General features: G+C 73.1%; 15 protein-coding genes. 7 read left to right on the forward strand and 8 right to left on the reverse strand.

Annotated features, from left to right (window positions below; genetic code table 11):
• Positions 1 to 119: 119 nt before the first annotated feature.
• Complete coding sequence (locus ACIGYR_RS07735; RefSeq protein ID WP_399596406.1) at positions 120 to 1,670, reverse strand: PucR family transcriptional regulator; 1,551 nt, start codon at positions 1,668 to 1,670, stop codon at positions 120 to 122.
• A 288-nt stretch (positions 1,671 to 1,958) separates the two neighbouring features.
• Here ACIGYR_RS07735 and ACIGYR_RS07740 point away from each other — a divergent pair, with 288 nt between their 5' ends.
• The 3 genes from ACIGYR_RS07740 to ACIGYR_RS07750 are packed head-to-tail and all read left to right on the forward strand — an operon-like array spanning position 1,959 to position 4,706.
• Entirely contained in the window at positions 1,959 to 2,777 is an 819-nt protein-coding gene (locus ACIGYR_RS07740; protein ID WP_399596404.1) for a chorismate synthase, read from the forward strand.
• Positions 2,774 to 3,883, forward strand: a complete 1,110-nt coding sequence (menC, locus tag ACIGYR_RS07745) for an o-succinylbenzoate synthase (RefSeq protein ID WP_399596402.1) — start codon at positions 2,774 to 2,776, stop codon at positions 3,881 to 3,883. Before ACIGYR_RS07740 ends, menC begins: the two co-directional genes overlap by 4 nt.
• A gap of 31 nt (positions 3,884 to 3,914) precedes the next feature.
• On the forward strand, positions 3,915 to 4,706 hold the full coding sequence (locus ACIGYR_RS07750) for a S16 family serine protease (RefSeq protein ID WP_399596400.1): 792 nt from the start codon (positions 3,915 to 3,917) through the stop codon (positions 4,704 to 4,706).
• 174 nt (positions 4,707 to 4,880) lie between these two features.
• Here the strand turns inward: ACIGYR_RS07750 and ACIGYR_RS07755 are convergent, their stop codons facing one another.
• Genes ACIGYR_RS07755 through ACIGYR_RS07775 form a run of 5 tightly spaced genes read right to left on the reverse strand, consistent with a single transcriptional unit; the run spans position 4,881 to position 9,106 of the window.
• A complete protein-coding gene (locus tag ACIGYR_RS07755; RefSeq protein ID WP_399596398.1) occupies positions 4,881 to 5,840 on the reverse strand; it encodes a glycine betaine ABC transporter substrate-binding protein in 960 nt (319 codons plus the stop codon).
• Entirely contained in the window at positions 5,837 to 6,685 is an 849-nt protein-coding gene (locus ACIGYR_RS07760) for an ABC transporter permease (protein ID WP_399596396.1), read from the reverse strand. The genes ACIGYR_RS07755 and ACIGYR_RS07760 overlap by 4 nt, the downstream gene beginning before the upstream one ends.
• Before the next feature lie 32 nt (positions 6,686 to 6,717).
• Positions 6,718 to 7,965: a betaine/proline/choline family ABC transporter ATP-binding protein gene (locus tag ACIGYR_RS07765; RefSeq protein ID WP_399596395.1), complete on the reverse strand. Its 1,248-nt coding sequence runs from the start codon at positions 7,963 to 7,965 to the stop codon at positions 6,718 to 6,720.
• Complete coding sequence (locus ACIGYR_RS07770; RefSeq protein ID WP_399596394.1) at positions 7,958 to 8,605, reverse strand: ABC transporter permease; 648 nt, start codon at positions 8,603 to 8,605, stop codon at positions 7,958 to 7,960. The genes ACIGYR_RS07765 and ACIGYR_RS07770 overlap by 8 nt, the downstream gene beginning before the upstream one ends.
• Positions 8,606 to 8,626: 21 nt before the next feature.
• On the reverse strand, positions 8,627 to 9,106 hold the full coding sequence (locus ACIGYR_RS07775; protein ID WP_391845073.1) for an Lrp/AsnC family transcriptional regulator: 480 nt from the start codon (positions 9,104 to 9,106) through the stop codon (positions 8,627 to 8,629).
• A gap of 122 nt (positions 9,107 to 9,228) precedes the next feature.
• On the opposite strand from ACIGYR_RS07775, the gene hppD reads away from it, so the two are divergent.
• Positions 9,229 to 10,377, forward strand: a complete 1,149-nt coding sequence (gene hppD / locus ACIGYR_RS07780; RefSeq protein ID WP_399596393.1) for a 4-hydroxyphenylpyruvate dioxygenase — start codon at positions 9,229 to 9,231, stop codon at positions 10,375 to 10,377.
• 10 nt (positions 10,378 to 10,387) lie between these two features.
• Here hppD and ACIGYR_RS07785 read toward each other — a convergent pair whose 3' ends face one another.
• Complete coding sequence (locus tag ACIGYR_RS07785) at positions 10,388 to 11,860, reverse strand: tetratricopeptide repeat protein (protein WP_399596392.1); 1,473 nt, start codon at positions 11,858 to 11,860, stop codon at positions 10,388 to 10,390.
• Between the two features lie 92 nt (positions 11,861 to 11,952).
• On the opposite strand from ACIGYR_RS07785, the gene ACIGYR_RS07790 reads away from it, so the two are divergent.
• On the forward strand, positions 11,953 to 13,359 hold the full coding sequence (locus tag ACIGYR_RS07790) for an FAD-binding oxidoreductase (protein WP_391845079.1): 1,407 nt from the start codon (positions 11,953 to 11,955) through the stop codon (positions 13,357 to 13,359).
• Positions 13,360 to 13,536: 177 nt separating this feature from the next.
• On the opposite strand, the gene ACIGYR_RS07795 is transcribed toward ACIGYR_RS07790, so the two are convergent.
• A complete protein-coding gene (locus ACIGYR_RS07795; RefSeq protein ID WP_399596389.1) occupies positions 13,537 to 13,950 on the reverse strand; it encodes an SsgA family sporulation/cell division regulator in 414 nt (137 codons plus the stop codon).
• A 232-nt stretch (positions 13,951 to 14,182) separates the two neighbouring features.
• On the opposite strand from ACIGYR_RS07795, the gene ACIGYR_RS07800 reads away from it, so the two are divergent.
• Both ACIGYR_RS07800 and ACIGYR_RS07805 read left to right on the forward strand, forming a co-directional pair.
• Positions 14,183 to 15,952 carry an RDD family protein gene (locus ACIGYR_RS07800; protein WP_399596388.1) on the forward strand — a complete coding sequence of 590 codons (1,770 nt, stop codon included), beginning with the start codon at positions 14,183 to 14,185 and terminating at the stop codon, positions 15,950 to 15,952.
• Between the two features lie 70 nt (positions 15,953 to 16,022).
• Positions 16,023 to 16,874: an RDD family protein gene (locus tag ACIGYR_RS07805; protein ID WP_399596386.1), complete on the forward strand. Its 852-nt coding sequence runs from the start codon at positions 16,023 to 16,025 to the stop codon at positions 16,872 to 16,874.
• Positions 16,875 to 16,952: the final 78 nt, after the last annotated feature.

Here is a 16,952-nt window from a genome sequence, read left to right on the forward strand (position 1 = left end):
TTGGCCGTCCCGCGTCAGCCGTCCCGTGTCAGCCGCCCGCGTTGGCCGTCCCCGCGTCAACCGCCCCGCGTCAACCGCCCCGCGTTGCTTGCTCGTAGCGCGGAGTGCTTGCCCGTGGCTCAGGGCGTCGGGGTGTCGAAGCCGCCCAGTGTGCGCAGGTGCAGCCACAGCACCAGGCGTTCGTCGGGGTCGGTCAGGTTGATCCCGGTGTGTTGCCGGAGTTGCCGGAGGCGGTAGCGGCAGGTGTTGGGGTGCACGGCCAGCAGCTTGGCCGCGCCCGCCATGTCGCAGCCCGCGTCGAACCAGCAGACCAGAGTGCGGGCGTACTCGGTGCCGTGCCCGGCGTCGTACGCCAGCACCCGCCGCCAGCCGCCCGCGCTCAGCTCCCGCCGCTCGGCCATCACCTCGCCCAGCCGCAGCAGCGTCACCCGGGCCCGCACCTCGTCCACCGTGGCCACCGGCAGATCCGCGTCCAGCACCCGCAGCACCAGATCCGCGTCCGCCCGCGAGTCGGCGAGTCCCTGCCCGCCCGGCACCATCTCGCCGAGCGCGGCCCGCACCGGCGTCCGCAGGGCCTGTCCGGCCCGCGCCACGATGTCCTCGGCGAGCCGCCTGTGCCGCTCGCCCGGCCCGGGCAGCACCGCGTACACCACCCCGTCCACCAGCACACACGCGTGCCGGCCGTAGCGGGCCTCGCACTGCAGGCGTACGACGTCCAGCAGGCGCAGTGCGGTGCGCTCGGTGTCCGGGACGCTCGCGGCGGAATCCAGGGCGAAGGCCGCCACCCGGGCCGGCCCGTCGGCTCCCAGCCGGGCGGCGGCGCTCGCCGGGTCGGCCGCCGTGCCGTCCAGCAGCCGGCGCAGCAGGTCGCTGCCCCCGTGCCGGGCCAGTTCCCGGGCCGCCCGCGCGCGCAACAGCAGCAGGGCCGCGGTGGAGGCGCCCTGCGCGAGGGTGTCCTCGGCGTCCGGGGCGAGACAGCCGCCGTCGACCACCCACACCGAGCCGAGGGTCTCCCCGCCGGCCCGTACCGGCATCGCCAGCCGGGGCAGGTCGGCGTCGGACAGCGCGGGCAGCCGCAGCGGACGGTCGGCGGAGAACAGCCGCCGGTACTGCTCGGTGTTCTCGGCGCGGGCCGGTACCTGACGGCCGAGGATGCCCTGCCGGCGGTCCTCGTCCACGGGCTGGCCGGGGACGGTGGAGTAGGCCAGGATCCGCTGGCGCGGGTCCTCCACGGCGGTGGCCCCGCCGGTCGCCGTCGCGATCGCGTCGGCCAGCGCGAACAGGTCACCGAGCCCGGTGTCGGCGGAGACGGCGGGCCGGGCGGCGACGGCCGAGGCCAGCAGTAGATGGACCCGGTGCCAGGGCGCGTCCTCGGCGACCGACAGCAGGGCCACGCCGTGCGCCTCCGCGGCCGCGACGGGCCCGTCCGCCCCGCGCACCACCACCCCGGTCAGTCCGGCCGCCGCCGCCGCTGCCAGCAGCGGTCCCGCGTCCGCCGCCCGCACCCCGACCGCCAGCAGCAGCGCGCCGGGCAGCGGGGGGAGCGGGACGCGGCCGTCGTGCAGCACGGTCTCGGTGACCGGGACCGCGAGACCGGCGGGGGCGGTGTGCAGGCGCAGTGCCGGGCCGCCGACGACGTCCAGCAGGTCGCCGAGGGTGCAGGCGTCCATGAGGGTCCTCGGGAGGGCGGTGGGCGGGTGGTGAGACGAACGGGGCGTGGGCGGGGGGTGAGACCGGCGGGGCGGTGGGCGGGTGGTGAGACCGGCGGGGCGGGTGAGACGGGCGGGGCGGTGGGCGGGTGGTGAGACGGGTGGGGCGTTGGTGGGTGGCTGGCGAGACGGAGGGGGCCTTGTCGGGTGATGGCAGCGGCGGGGCGTTGGCGGATGGTGAGACGAACGTACGCATCTGTTGGCCTGACGCACAACACGTGCCCGCGCGAGGTTGCCGAGACTCGTGTCATGACAGCAGGAGTGACGACCCCCGGGGTCACCGTCCGTACCGTTCACGACGTCGCCGGGCTCGCGGCCGTCGCCGACCACTTCAGCGACGTCTGGCAGACTCCCCGCACCGCCCCGCCGTACCCGGCCGAGGTCCTGCACAGCCTGGTGCACGGCGGTGGCGCGGTGCACGCGGTGTACGCCGGGCAGCGGCTGGCCGGCGCGTCCGTCGCGGTCCTCGGCCCGGAGCGGAGCACGTACTCGCTGGTGGCCGCCGCCGACCGGGGCCTCGGCCCGGCCCTGAAGCTGGCCCAGCGCGACTGGGCCCTCGCCCTCGGCGCCCGCACGATGCGCTGGACCTTCGACCCGCTGGCCGGCCGCAACGCCCGCTTCAACCTGGTCAAGCTGGGCGCCGTCGGCACCGAGTACCTGGTCGACTTCTACGGCCCCATGGCCGACGGCGTGAACGACGGCGACGAGAGCGACCGGCTGACGGTGACCTGGGATCTGACGGCGCCGGACGGGTCGTACGACGTCGAACCCGTCGGGCCGGTCCTGCGCACGGGCCCCGACGGCGCTCCGCTCGCGCGCCGTGACGACCGGCACGTCTGGTGCCGGGTGCCCGGGGACATCGTGGAGCTGCGCGCCGCCGACCCGGCACTCGCGCTGCGCTGGCGGCATGCCGTGCGCGAGGTGCTCCTGGAGTCCTTCACGGAGGGCTTCCGGGCCACCGGCATGTCCCGCGACGGCTGGTACACCCTCACCCGCCCCGACGCTCGGCTCCGTCCTGACGCTCGCCTCCGCCCGGGCCGGGGCGCCCGCACGGGGGCCGGCGCATGAGGCTGGAACGCGTCGAGATCGTGCATGTGGCGATCCCGCTGGTCACCCCGTTCCGTACCTCCTTCGGGACGATGACGGCGAAGGACACCTTTCTGCTGCGTGTGGTCACCGACTCCGCCGAGGGCTGGTCGGAGTTCGCCGCCGACCCCGAGCCGCTGTACTGCTCCGAGTTCGTCGCCGGCGCCGAGATCGTGCTGCGCGACTTCCTGCTGCCCCGCGTGGCCGCGCTCCCGCACCTCACCACGGCCGCGCTGGCCCCGGCCATGGCGAAGGTGAAGGGACACGAGCTGGCGAAGGCCGCCCTGGAGACCGCCGTGCTGGACGCCGAGCTGCGCACCCACGGCATGTCGTTCGCGACCTACCTGGGCGCCGTACGGGACCGGGTGCCCGCCGGGGTCTCCGTCGGCATCAGGGGCTCGGTCCCCGAGCTGCTGGACGACGTGGAGCGCTACCTCGCCGAGGGGTACGTGCGCATCAAGCTGAAGATCGAGCCCGGCTGGGACGTCGAGCCGGTGCGGGCGGTCCGTGAGCGCTTCGGCGACGGCCTGCCCCTCCAGGTCGACGCGAACACCGCCTACACCCTCGCCGACGCCGAGCACCTGCGGCGGCTGGACGCGTTCGGGCTGCTGCTGATCGAGGAGCCGCTGGAGGAGAACAACCTGCACGCCCACGCCCTGCTCCAGCGGCGCCTCGCCACCCCGGTCTGCCTGGACGAGTCCCTGCACCACGCCCGCGACACCGCCTCCGCGATCGCCATGGACGCCTGCCGGGTGGTGAACGTCAAGCCCGCCCGGGTCGGTGGCTATCTGGAGGCCCGCCGGGTCCACGACGTGGCCCACGCGCACGGGGTGCCGGTCTGGTGCGGCGGCATGCTGGAGACCGGCATCGGCCGCGCCCCGAACCTCGCCCTGGCCGCGCTGCCCGGCTTCACGCTGCCCGGGGACACCTCGGCGTCCAGCCGCTACTTCGCGGAGGACATCACCGAGCCGTTCGTCCTCCAGGACGGCATGCTGCCGGTGCCGGCCGGCCCCGGCATCGGCGTCGAGCCCCTGCCGGACGCCCTGCGCCGGTTCACGAGGCGGCGGCGGGACCTCTACACGGCATAAGAGGTGATGAGCGGCACGTTAGATTGACTCCGTGCTCTCACGTCTCACACGTCCCCAGGCCCTCGCCGTCTGCGCGCTGCCCGTGGTGGCCCTGCTCGCCACTGCGGTGTTCGCGCCGCTGCCATTCTCGGTGGCGCAGCCCGGCATGACGGCGAACGTGCTGGGCGAGAACCAGGGCACTGCGGTGATCACGGTCTCCGGCGCGGCGGCCCGCAGGACCAGCGGGCAGCTGCGCATGACCACGATCGAGGCGACCGGTCCGGACGCCCGGGTCTCCCTGGGCGACGTGCTCGGCAACTGGTTCCGCACCGACCGGGCCGTCATGCCGCGCGACTCGGTCTACCCGAGCGGGGACACCGTCAAGGAGATCGAGAAGCACAACGAGGCGCAGATGCAGCAGTCCCAGGACGCGGCGACCCAGGCGGCGCTGAAGTACCTGGGGCTGAGCGCCGGCAAGGTCAAGGTCACGCTGAAGCTCGCCGACGTGGGCGGGCCCAGCGCGGGCCTGCTGTTCACCCTGGGCATCATCGACAAGCTGGACGGCGACGGCAGCGGTGGCGACCTCACAGGGGGCCGCACCATCGCCGGTACGGGCACGATCGACGGCGCCGGCAAGGTCGGCGCGGTCGGCGGGGTGGCCCTGAAGACCCAGGCCGCGCGCCGGGACGGGGCCACGGTCTTCCTGGTGCCGAAGGCGGAGTGCGCCGACGCCAAGGCCGAACTGCCCAAGGGGCTGCGGCTCGTTCCCGTGACCACGCTCGACGGCGCGGTCGACTCCCTGGTGTCCCTGGAGAAGGGCAAGGGCGCGGTCCCGAGCTGCTAGTGCTGTGACCGGAAAGGTTCACCGGCTCGCGGCGCCCGGCACGGCACCTCGCCGCGTTGTCGCATCACCCGAGTACATCCAGTACGCGGGTGATGCTCCGCCTTGCGATGCACCGCACCGGACGCCGCGAGCTTTCCGGCAAACCTTTCCGGCCACAGCACTAGGGCCGTGGCCCTACTTCACGAAGCCCTCCCGCTTCATCCAGTCCAGCGCCACCTGGTGCGGATCCTCGCCGTCGACGTCCACCTCGGCGTTCAGGGTCTGGGCCACCGTGTTGTCCAGCTTCCGGGTGACGGGTTCGATGACGCTCGCGATGGCCGGCCACTTCTTCAGGACCTTCGTGTTCACCACGGGGGTGGCGTTGTAGTTGGGGAAGAACTTCCTGTCGTCGGCCATCACCACCAGATGCATCGACTTGATGCGCCCGTCGGTGGTGAACACCTCGCCGTAGGTGCAAGCGCCCTTGGCGACCTGGGTGTAGATGATCCCGGTGTCCATCTGCGTGACGTTCTTCGCGGGCACACTCATGCCGTACGCCTTCTCCATGCCGGGCAGCCCGTCGGCCCGGTTGGCGAACTCGCCCTCCACGCAGAGGGTGACCGCGCCCGGATCATTCTTCGACAGCGCGGCCACCTCGGACAGCGTCTTCGTGCGGTACTTCTCGAAGCCGGCCCGGTTCATGGCGAGCGCGTAGGTGTTGTCCAGCCTCGACGGCGGCAGCCAGGTCAGCCCGTTCCTCAGGTCGGCGTCCCGCACGGCCTCCCACTGCTTGCGAGGATCGGCGATCGGCCTGCTCTTGCCCAGGTAGGTGATCCAGCCGGTGCCCGTGTACTCGAACTGGGCGTCCGCGTCCCCGTTGCGGACCGCCTCCCGCGACCCGATGGACCCCTGGATCCCGGTCCGGTCGAGGACGTCCGCGCCGGCCGCCTGGAAGGCGATCCCCATGATCGCGCCGAGGATCAGCTGCTCGGTGAACTCCTTCGACGTGACGGTGAGATGCGCGCCCGCGAGCGGCCGGCCCCGCCCGATCGAGCCCGGCTCGACGTCGTCCGCCATGGGGGAGCCGCTGGTCAGCCCGCAGCCGGACGGTACGACGAGCAGCGCGGCCAGCGCCAGCCGGGCACGGCGTCTCATGTGCCCGCCTCCAGTCCCCGTGGCCGCAGCAGCACTTCCGCGAGCGAGGCCAGCCAGTCCACCAGCAGTGCCAGCGCCACGGTCAGCACCGACCCCAGCACCAGCACCGGCATGCGCTGGGTGGTGATGCCGGTGGTGATCAGGGTGCCGAGGCCGCCACCCCCGCCGAAGGTCGCCAGGGTCGCCGTACCGACATTGAGGACCAGCGCGGTGCGGACGCCGGCGAGGATCAGCGGCACGGCGAGGGGGAGTTCGACCCGGCCGAGCACCCCGAGCGGGGACATGCCGATGCCGCGGGCGGCCTCCAGCAGAGTCGGGTCGTTGGCCTTCAGGCCGGCGATCGTGTTGGAGAGCACGGGCAGGACGGCGTAGGCGATGATGCCGATCAGGGCCGCCCTCGTGCCGGTGCCGAGCCAGATGACGAGCAGGGCCAGCAGGCCGATCGCCGGTGTCGCCTGGCCCATGTTGGCGAAGGTCATGGCCACCGGGGTGGCCTTGCGGAACGCGCGCCGGGTCAGCAGGACGCCCAGCGGGATGGCGATGATCAGCACGAAGAAGGTGGAGATCACCGTCAGTTTCACGTGCTGCCACAGCGCCTTGGAGACCTGGCCCCCCGCCAGCGCGTTCCGGGAGATCGTGTCGAGGTCGGCCTGCCGGAACCAGAGCCAGGTCGCGAGGAGCACGGCGACCAGGAACGCGGGCAGCACGGTCAGCCGCGGCCAGGTCAGCCGGCGCCGGGGCGGGCGCCGAGCCGGGGGCGGGGCCTCCTGCTCCGCCTCGCCCTCGTCGCGGAAGGCGAGGTCCCCCACCTCGTGCTCGCCCTCGGGGCGCCCGGCGGTGCTCACGCCTTCTTCTCCGCTGCGGCGCCCGGCGGTGCTCACGCCTTCTTCTCCGCTGCGGCGCCCTCCTGCTCGACATGGGTCTGCTGGGATCGGGCCTCCTCCAGTTCGTGCTGGTGCTCCATGGCGTCCAGCCGGTCGGCTTCCAGCAGTTCGTGCACGGAGTTGATCAGCGTCTCCATGTCGACCACCCCGAGGTACTCGCCGCGCCGTCCGGTCACCGCGACCCGGCCCGCGTTGTCGGTCAGCACGGCCTCCAGCGCGTCCCGGAGGGTGGCGTCCCGGGTCACCGTGTCGTGCACCGGGGTGCCCGCGCGGGCGAGCGAGCCGCGGGCCCGCATCAGGTCCCCGCGCCGCAGCCACTTGTAGGGCCGGCGGCGCCTGTCGAGGAGCAGGATCTCGTTGGTGCCGCTGCCCCGCAGGATCCCGAAGATCTGCTGGAGCGGGGTGTCGACGGTCACCGTGGGGTAGTCCCGCATCTCCACGTCCCGCACCCGGGTCAGGTTGAGCCGCTTCAGGGCCGCTCCGGCGCCGACGAAACCGGAGACGAAGTCGTCGGCGGGGTTGGTGAGGATCGCCTCCGGGGTGTCGAACTGGGCGATGTGCGAGCGTTCGCGCAGCACCGCGATCCGGTCGCCCAGCTTGATCGCCTCGTCGAAGTCGTGGGTGACGAACACGATCGTCTTGTGCAGTTCGCGCTGGAGCCGGATCAGCTCGTCCTGGAGGTGGTCGCGGGTGATCGGGTCGACCGCGCCGAACGGCTCGTCCATCAGCAGCACCGGCGGGTCGGCGGCCAGCGCCCGGGCCACGCCGACGCGCTGCTGCTGGCCGCCGGAGAGCTGGCGCGGGTAGCGGCCGTGGAACTCGCCCGGGTCGAGACCCACGAGGTCCAGCATCTCCTCGACCCGCTCCCGGATCCGCTTCTTCGGCCAGCCGGTCATCTTCGGTACGAGCGCGATGTTCTGGGCGACGGTCATGTGCGGGAACAGCCCCGAGGACTGGATGGCGTAGCCGACCTTGCGGCGCAGCCTCACCGGGTCGATGTCGGTGACGTCCTCGCCGTCGATGCGGATGCGCCCGCCGGTCGGCTCGATCAGCCGGTTGATCATCTTGAGGGTCGTCGACTTCCCGCAGCCGGACGGGCCGACGAAGATGACCGTCTCACCCGCCTTGATCTCCATGCTCACGTTGTCCACGGCCGGCTGCGGGCTGCCCGGGTACCGCTTGGTCAGGTTCTCCAGCTCGATGGTGGCGCCGTGCGTGGTGGCGGAGGCCGGCTCAGACACGGATCCCCCTGGGAATGGTCAGCCGCCCGATCAGGACGTACGCGGCGTCGAACAGCAGGGCGAGGATGATGATCCCGAGGGTGCCCGCGAGCACCTGGTTCAGCGCGTTCTTGCTGCCCAGGGAGGCCAGCCCGCGGAAGATCTCGTTGCCGAGACCGGGCCCGGAGGCGTAGGCGGCGATCGCGGCGATGCCCATCAGCATCTGGGTGGAGACCCGGATGCCGGTGAGGATCGGCGGCCAGGCCAGCGGCAGCTCCACCCGCGCCAGCCGCATCGGCCCGGACATGCCGATGCCGCGGGCCGCGTCCACCAGCGCCGGGTCCACCCCGCGCAGGCCCACGATCGCGTTCCGCACGATGGGCAGAAGCCCGTACAGCGTCAGCGAGATCACCGTGGGCGGCACGCCCAGGCCGACGAGCGGGATGAGCAGACCGATCATGGCGAGCGAGGGGATGGTGAGGATGGTGGAGGTGGCGGTGGTGGCGAGGTTGCCGGCCCACTCGCTGCGGTAGGTGACGACGCCGACGAACACCCCGATGAGGGTCGCCAGGACCATGCACTGGAAGACCGCGCTGGCGTGCTGATAGGCGTCCGTGAGCAGTTGCTGGTGGCGACTGCCCAGGTACTCCCAGAAGTTCACCCGCGCTCACCCCCAGGTCGGTCATGTCTCTTCCCGGTCCCGGGCCGCCTGCTCCACCAGCGGGATGATCCGCAGCGGAACGGGGTTCTCCATGACGATCGCCGTGGAGGCCCGGACGATGCCATCGAACCCGACAACCCGGTCGATCACCCGTTGAAGATCCGCGTTCGAGCGGGCCACCAGCCGGCACAGCATGTCCCCGCTGCCGGTGGTGGTCAGCAGCTCCAGCACCTCCGGCACGGTCGTCAAGTGCGCCCGGACGTCGGGACCTTGGCCCTGCCGGATCTGGAGCGTGGCGAACGCGGTGACCGGGTAGCCGAGGGCGGCCGGGTCCACCTGCGGGCCGAAACCGCGGATGACTCCGTTCGACTGAAGCCGGTCGAGCCGCGCCTGCACGGTGCCCCGCGCCACGCCCAGCCGCCGGGACATCTCCAGCACCCCGATGCGCGGCTCCTCGGCCAGCAGCACGATGATCCGGCCGTCCAGATGATCGATCGCCACGGGACCCCCTGAGATGGTCATCCTGTACAGAAAGACCGCGGTCACGGTCGTACCACTGCACATATTGCCCAGTGAATCCGCGAACTATTGCGCACCTTGCAGAGCGGGGCCACCCTTCCGCTATGACGCAGACCACACAGCACACTCCCGCGACGACCGCCCGGCAGGCCGACCCCTTCCCGGTCAAGGGAATGGACGCGGTCGTCTTCGCCGTGGGCAACGCCAAGCAGGCGGCGCACTACTACTCCACCGCCTTCGGCATGCGGCTGGTCGCCTACTCCGGACCGGAGACCGGCAACCGAGAGACCGCCGGCTACGTACTGGAGAACGGCTCCGCCCGCTTCGTCCTCACCTCGGTGATCAAGCCGAGCAGCACCTGGGGCCACTTCCTCGCCCAGCACGTCGCCGAGCACGGCGACGGCGTCATCGACCTGGCCATCGAGGTCCCGGACGTCCGCACCGCGTACACGTACGCGATCGAGCACGGCGCCCGCTCGCTCGCCGAGCCGTACGAGGTGAAGGACCAGCACGGCACCGTCGTCCTCGCCGCGATCGCCACCTACGGCGAGACCCGCCACACCCTGGTCGACCGCTCCGGCTACGACGGCCCCTACCTGCCCGGCTACGTCGCCGCCGAGCCGATGGTCGCGCAGCCCGCCCAGCGCACCTTCCAGGCCATCGACCACTGCGTCGGCAACGTCGAGCTCGGCAAGATGAACGAGTGGGTCGCGTTCTACAACAACGTCATGGGCTTCACGAACATGAAGGAGTTCGTGGGCGACGACATCGCCACCGAGTACAGCGCCCTGATGTCGAAGGTCGTCGCGGACGGCACCCTCAAGGTCAAGTTCCCGCTCAACGAGCCCGCCATCGCCAAGAAGAAGTCACAGATCGACGAGTACCTGGAGTTCTACGGCGGCCCCGGCGTCCAGCACATCGCGCTCAACACCAACGACATCGTGCAGACCGTCCGCACGATGCGCGCGGCCGGCGTCGAGTTCCTCAACACCCCCGACTCCTACTACGACACCCTCGGCGAATGGGTCGGCGACACCCGGGTGCCGGTCGAGACCCTGCGCGAGCTGAAGATCCTCGCCGACCGCGACGAGGACGGCTACCTGCTGCAGATCTTCACCAAGCCGGTCCAGGACCGGCCGACCGTGTTCTTCGAACTCATCGAGCGGCACGGGTCCATGGGCTTCGGCAAGGGCAACTTCAAGGCCCTGTTCGAGGCGATCGAACGCGAGCAGGCCAAGCGGGGCAACCTGTAACGGCAGAGCCCTATTCGCTGGGCGGCGGCTCGTCGGGGACGTCGCCCAGCTCCTCCAGCGCCTCCCGCGCCACCGGCACCCGCAGCGGAGAGAAGGAGGGGTTGATCCGCAGCGCCTCCTGGAGATGCCGCCGCGCGGGGCCGTACCGCTCCAGCTCCCCCTCGATCACGCCCAGGTGGAACACGTACAGCGCGCTGCGCACCCCGCCGCCCTTGGTCTTGTCCGTCGCGACGGACGCGTAGGTCAACGCCTCCTCGTCCCCGCCGGCCCGGTGCAGCGCCCAGCCCAGCGCGTCGGCCACCTCGATCCCCGGCTGCCGCTGCCACTCCTCCCGCAACCGCTCCACGGCCTCCCACGGGTCCCCGTGGTCCGCCTCGAACCGCCCGACGAGCAGTTCCTCGTCGACCCCGCCCGCCGCCGCCCGCCGCACCGCGGTCCGCATCCGCGTGTACTGCTCCTCGGCGAGCCCGGTCTGCCCCAGCGACTCGTACAGCTCACCCAGCTCCAGCAGGTCCTCCGGCTTCGGCTGCTTCGCGACGACGGACCGGTAGGCGGCCAGCGCCTCGGACGTGCGCCCCTGCCCGGCCAGCGTCCGCGCCCGCCCGGTCAGCGCCGCCCCCTGGTCCGGGTCGAGCCGCAGCGCGGCCTCGAAGTGCCGCTGCGCGTCCGGCAGGTCCCCGCGCTCCCAGGCCAGCTGCCCCACCCCGGCCAGCCAGGCCGCCTGCTCGGCCGGCGTGCGGGCGGCGGCCGCCGCGTCGGTCAGCTGGGCCACCGCGTCCTCGCGCCAGCCCCGGTCCCGGTACACCGCCGCGGTCCGCGCCATCACGGCCGGCCGCGCCGTCGCGCCGGCGTGCAACGCCAGCAGCTTGTCCAGGGTGGAGCGGGCGTTCTTGTAGTCGCCGAGCCCGGTGTACGCGTCGATCAGCGGCGGGTACGCCGTCCACTGCTTCGGCGCCGCCTTCAGCGCCTGCTCGCCGTATCGTTTCGCCGCCGGGAAGTCCCGCCGCGCGAGCGCCAGCGCGGCCAGACCGTCCAGCGCCTGGGAGTTCCGCGTGCCCCGGACCTCCAGCGAGGTCCGCAGCGCCCGCTCGGCCCGCGGATAGTCGGCGGCATCGCCCGCCCGGCGCCCCCGCTCCACGTACGCCGACCCCAGCACCGCCCAGGCCCGGGCGTCCCGCGGCTGTGCCCGTACCCGCGCCTCCTGCCGCCCGATGAGCGCGGTCAGTCCGGGCAGCGCGGCCGGCACGCCGTAGGTCACCGTCGTCAGCGCCTGAGCCTGCGTCCCGGCCTGCGCCTGCGGACCCGCGGCGGGCGGCCGGGCCACCGGCTGCCGCCGCTCACCCGGCAGCAGCGTCAGCACCGCGCCCGCGACGACACCGCCCGCCAGCGAGGTGACCAGCACCCGACGCAGCAGCCGCCGGGAACGGCGCGCCGGCGGGTCGGTGATCAGGGACGTACCCGGCATGCTCGGTCGGTTGTCCATGGCGCTCACTGTGCGCCAGTACGACGAGCACATCCGGGTGGCCCAAGGGAGGCACGGGTGGGGTTCACACCGATGGCCGCGAGTGTCACGCTGTGATCATGAGCCGTATCGAAGCACCGCGCGACGAACACACGGGGAACCTCACCGACCGGCTCCTGGCCGGCCTGCCACCCGAGGCCGTCCTGACCGACCCCGACGTCACGGCCTCCTACGCCAACGACATGGCGAGCTTCTGCCCGGCGGGCAGCCCCGCCGTCGTCGTCCTCCCACGCACCGTCGAACAGGTCCAGCACGTCATGCGCACGGCGACCGAACTGCGGGTCCCGGTCGTCCCGCAGGGCGCTCGCACCGGCCTGTCCGGCGGCGCCAACGCCACCGACGGCTGCATCGCGCTGTCCCTCACCAAGATGGACCGCATCCTGGAGATCAGCCCCGTCGACCGGATCGCCGTGGTCGAACCCGGCGTGATCAACGCGGCCCTCTCCCGCGCCGTCGAGGAACACGGCCTGTACTACCCGCCCGACCCCTCCAGCTGGGAGATGTGCACCATCGGCGGCAACATCGGCACCGCCTCCGGCGGCCTGTGCTGCGTCAAGTACGGCGTGACCGCCGAGTACGTCCTCGGCCTGGACGTCGTCCTCGCCGACGGCCGTCTGCTGTCCACCGGCCGCCGTACCGCGAAGGGCGTCGCGGGCTACGACCTCACCCGCCTCTTCGTCGGCTCCGAGGGCTCCCTCGGCGTCGTCGTCCGGGCTGTCCTGGCGTTGAAGCCAAAGCCGCCCCAGCAGCTTGTCCTGGCCGCCGAGTTCGCCTCCGCGACCGCCGCCTGCGACGCCGTCTGCCGCATCATGGCGGGTGGTCACGTGCCGTCCCTCCTCGAACTGATGGACCGTACGACCGTCAAGGCGGTCAACGCCCTCGCCCACATGGGGCTGCCCGAGACCACCGAGGCGCTGCTGCTGGCCGCGTTCGACACCCCGGACCCGGCCGCCGACCTGGCCGCCGTCGGTGCCCTGTGCGAGGCCGCCGGCGCCACCCAGGTCGTCCCGGCCGAGGACGCCGCCGAGTCGGAACTGCTCCTCCAGGCCCGGCGGCTCTCGCTGACCGCGCTGGAGTCGGTCAAGGGCACGACGATGATCGACGACGTGTGCGTGCCCCGCTCGCGGCTCGGCGCCATGCTGGACGGCGTCGAACGGATCGCCGCCGAGTACGACCTCACGATCGGCGTCTGCGCGCACGCCGGCGACGGCAACACGCACCCCACCGTCTGCTTCGACGCCCGGGATCCCGAGGAGTCCCGCCGGGCCCGCGAGTCCTTCGACGAGATCATGGCCCTCGGCCTGGAACTGGGCGGCACCATCACCGGCGAACACGGGGTCGGCGTGCTGAAGAAGGAGTGGCTGGCCCGGGAGATCGGCCCGGTCGGCGTGGAGATGCAGCGGGCGGTGAAGCAGGTCTTCGACCCGTTGGGCATCCTCAATCCGGGCAAGGTCCTCTGAGGCTGAGGCTGAGGCTGAGGCTGAGGCTGCCGGACTTGTGCCCGGACCCGGACCGACCTGGCCCCGGCCCTGTGCCCGGACCCGGACCCGGCCCTGTGCCCGGACCCGGCCCCGGCCCTGTTCCCGGACCCGGATCTGGCCCCGTGCCCGGATCTGGCCCCGGCCCCGGACCCGGGCTCACTGGGCGAGCAGCTGGTCGAGGGCGTCGTCGATGCCCAGCTGCCCGCCCTCCGTTCCCGGCGGCACCGCCCGCAGCGTCCGCTCCAGCCAGGCCGACACCTGCGGCACCGGGGCCTGAAGCAGCGCGTCGCCGTCCGGCGAACTCAGCGCCAGCAGAACGACGCTGCGCCCGTCCACCTTCGCCGGCCACACCCGTACATCCCCGTGTCCGCACGGCCGGAACACCCCCTCCACCAGCAGATCGCGGGCGAACGTCCAGTTGACGGGCTGCTCGGAGTTGATGTGGAAGGCGATGTGGACGGCATAGGGGTCCTCGGAGCGGTAGCTGAACCGGGCCGGGACCGGGACGCTGCGCCCCGGCGCCAGGATGAGCTCGAGCTCCAGCTCCCGTTCCACCACGGTGTGCTGCATGACCTGCGTTCCTCTCTGCTCGGGGCCGCTCGAACCGGGCCCGCACGGAGGGAGAGGGGGCAGGGGCTGGGCCATTACGCGGGTTCGGGGAGATTTTCTCGCGGGCCCGGTCGAGGCCGTCCGCCGTTGCCCGGAAAGGGGTGGGTCCGGCGGGACTGGCGGTGGGGGATGCCCGGGTCTGATAGATGTGGAGGCCCCCATACCACCCCCGAGCAGATACGGGACGACGGACATGAGCGCCCCAACCCCGGCACCCGGCGACGACAGGCCCCGCGAGGGCTACTACCCGGACCCGTCCATCCCCGGCTACGTCCGGTACTGGAACGGCGCCTCCTGGGTGCCCGGCACCAGCCGCCCGGCGCCGAAGGACGGCGAACCGCTCACCCCGCCGCCCGGCGCCCGGCCGGCCGCCCCGTCCCTGGAGGAGACGGGCCCGCACTTCTTCGACGAGGACCCGCCGGACACCGGCCCACGGGACGCCACCGACGAGCAGGGCCACGCGGGTCAGGCGGGTCACGCGGGTCTCCCAGGTCAGGCGGGTCTCCCAGGTCAGGCGGGTCAGGGCGGTCACGCGGGGTATGCCGGCCAGGCGGGCCATGCCGGCCAGGCGGGCCATGCGGCTCTTCCCGGTCAGGCGGGCCAGGCCGACCGGTGGGCTCAGGCGGGCCGGTCCGGGCAGGCCGCGCAGGGCGCGCAGTGGGGCCGGCCGGGTCAGCCCGGTGGGGCCGGCCCGCAGCCCCAGGCGTCCGGGTTCGGCGGGGACGCCGGCCAGGGCGGCCCCTGGGGTGTCGATCCGCGGGTGCCGGCGGACCCCCCGGCCCCCGCGGGCGGTCAGGGGAACATCCGTGCCGACGGCAGCGCGTCGGTCCCCCCTGCGGAGGACAGCGGCGCCCCGGACCCCGGCACCTTCATCTTCCGCCGCCCGATCCCCGGCCCGGCGGCGGCCCGCACCGACGACGGCACGATGACGTTCCGTCCGGTGCCCTCCGGCCCGTCCGGCTCCGACGGCGGCGCGTCCGGCGCTGCCGGCCCGGCCGACTTCGGTGTGCAGGGACCGGTCGGCGCGTCCGGGAACTCCGGCTTCGGTGCCGGGAAGGCCGCCGCGGCCCGCGCCGGGGCCGGGGCCGCCCAGACGCCCCCCGCGCCGGCCACGTCTCAAGCCCCCGGCACCCCGCAGACCTCCACCCCGCAGTCCGCCCCGGCCCCGTCGGTGCCACAGCAGGCGGGCCCCGTGCACACCGGCCCCGGTCAGGCGGGCGCCGGGCAGCCGGACCCCGCGCAGGCCGGATCTCCGCAGGCGGGCGCCGGTCAGGGGGGCCTCGCGCAGGCCGGATCCCCGCAGGCGGCACCCCCGGGATCCGGTGCTCCCGGTACCCCGCTGACCACCGGTCCCGGTGGCGGGCAGGCGTCCTGGGCGCAGCAGGTGCACCAACTGGCCGGGGGCGGGGAGGAACTGCCGGTGGCGCCGTGGAAGCCGCCGGTGGAGGACCTCTTCCAGGCCGCCGCGCGCCGACAGGCCGCCGCCCGCCCCGCCGGACTCGGCAAGCGGCTCGCCGCCCGGCTGATCGACCTGCTGGCGGTGGGTGTGGTGACGGCCGCCGCGGCGGTCCCGCTCGGCATGCGGGCCGTGGACCACATCCAGCAGAAGATCGACGCGGCCCGGCTGTCCGGCCACGAGGTCACCGTCTGGCTGCTCGACGGCACGACCGGCACCAGCCTCGGCATCGTCCTCGCCCTCCTGCTCCTCGTCGGCGTCCTGTACGAGGTGCTGCCCACCGTCAAGTGGGGCCGTACCCTCGGCAAGAAGCTGTGCGGTATCGAGGTGCGGGACATCGAGGCGCACGAGCCCCCGACGTTCGGCCCGGCGCTGCGCCGCTGGCTGGTCCTCAGCGTGCCGGGTCTGCTGGGCGTCGGGATCGTGGGCGTGCTGTGGTGCCTGTTCGACCGGCCCTGGCACCAGTGCTGGCACGACAAGGCGGCCCACACCTTCGTCGCGGGCTGACCGCGGGGCGCCTACTCCGTCCGGCCGTCTGCCGGATGCGAAGCCGGGGTGTTCGGGTTCCACTCGGGCCATGAGCAGCGAACCGCCCCCCGGCTCCGGAGAGCAGCCCCCCGAGGACGACCCCTTCAGGAAGCGGCCCCCCTCGGACCAGGGGTCGGGCTCGCCGTACGACGCCCCGTACGGCGGCGCCCAGCAGCCCCCGCCCCCGGGCGGCGGGCAACCCCCACGACCGGGCGGAGGCCCGCAACCACCGGGCGACGGTCCGCAACCACCGGGCGGTCCGCAACCACCGGGCGGTCCGCAACCACCGGGCGGCGACCAGCCACCGCCGTACGGAAGCGGCGAGCCGCCGCCCCCTTACGGCGGCCGGCAGCCGCCCCCCTACGGCGGCGGACCGTACGGGGACGCCGGCCCCTACGGCGGCGGCCCGTACGGAGCCGGTGCCGGCGGATACCCGGCCGACCCCCTGGCCGGTATGCCCCCGCTCGCCGACAGCGGCAAGCGGACGCTCGCGCGGATCATCGACATGATCCTGGTCGGTATCGTCGTCTGGTTGCTCACCTGGGCCTTCGGGGTGCGTGAGTACACCGTCGACGGCGACCGCATCGAGGTCGGCAGGTCCCTCGCCCAGTCCTTCATCGCGGCGGTGCTCTACGTCGCCTACGACACCTTCCTGATCAGCAAGTCGGGCCAGACCCTCGGCAAGAAGTGGCTCAACCTGCGGGTGGCCGACCTGGACAACGGCGCCACCCCTTCCGTGCAGACCTCGTTGATCCGCGCCCTGGTGCTGTGGGTGCCGTTCGCCTTCTGCTGTGCCTGTATCTGGACGGCGATCTCGGGCGGCTGGAGCTTCTTCGACAAGCCGTACAAACAGGGCCTGCACGACAAGGCGGCCAAGACGGTGGTGGTCAACGCCCGTTGAGCGAAGCGTGAGGGGCGTACGGCAGCGGCGGTCCCGGGGCGTACCCGGGCCCGCCGCTGTCGTGTGTCCCGGGTGACC

Origin of the sequence: Streptomyces sp. NPDC053076 (assembly GCF_044546845.1) — a bacterium.
In the GTDB taxonomy this organism is placed as follows: Bacteria; Actinomycetota; Actinomycetes; order Streptomycetales; family Streptomycetaceae; genus Streptomyces.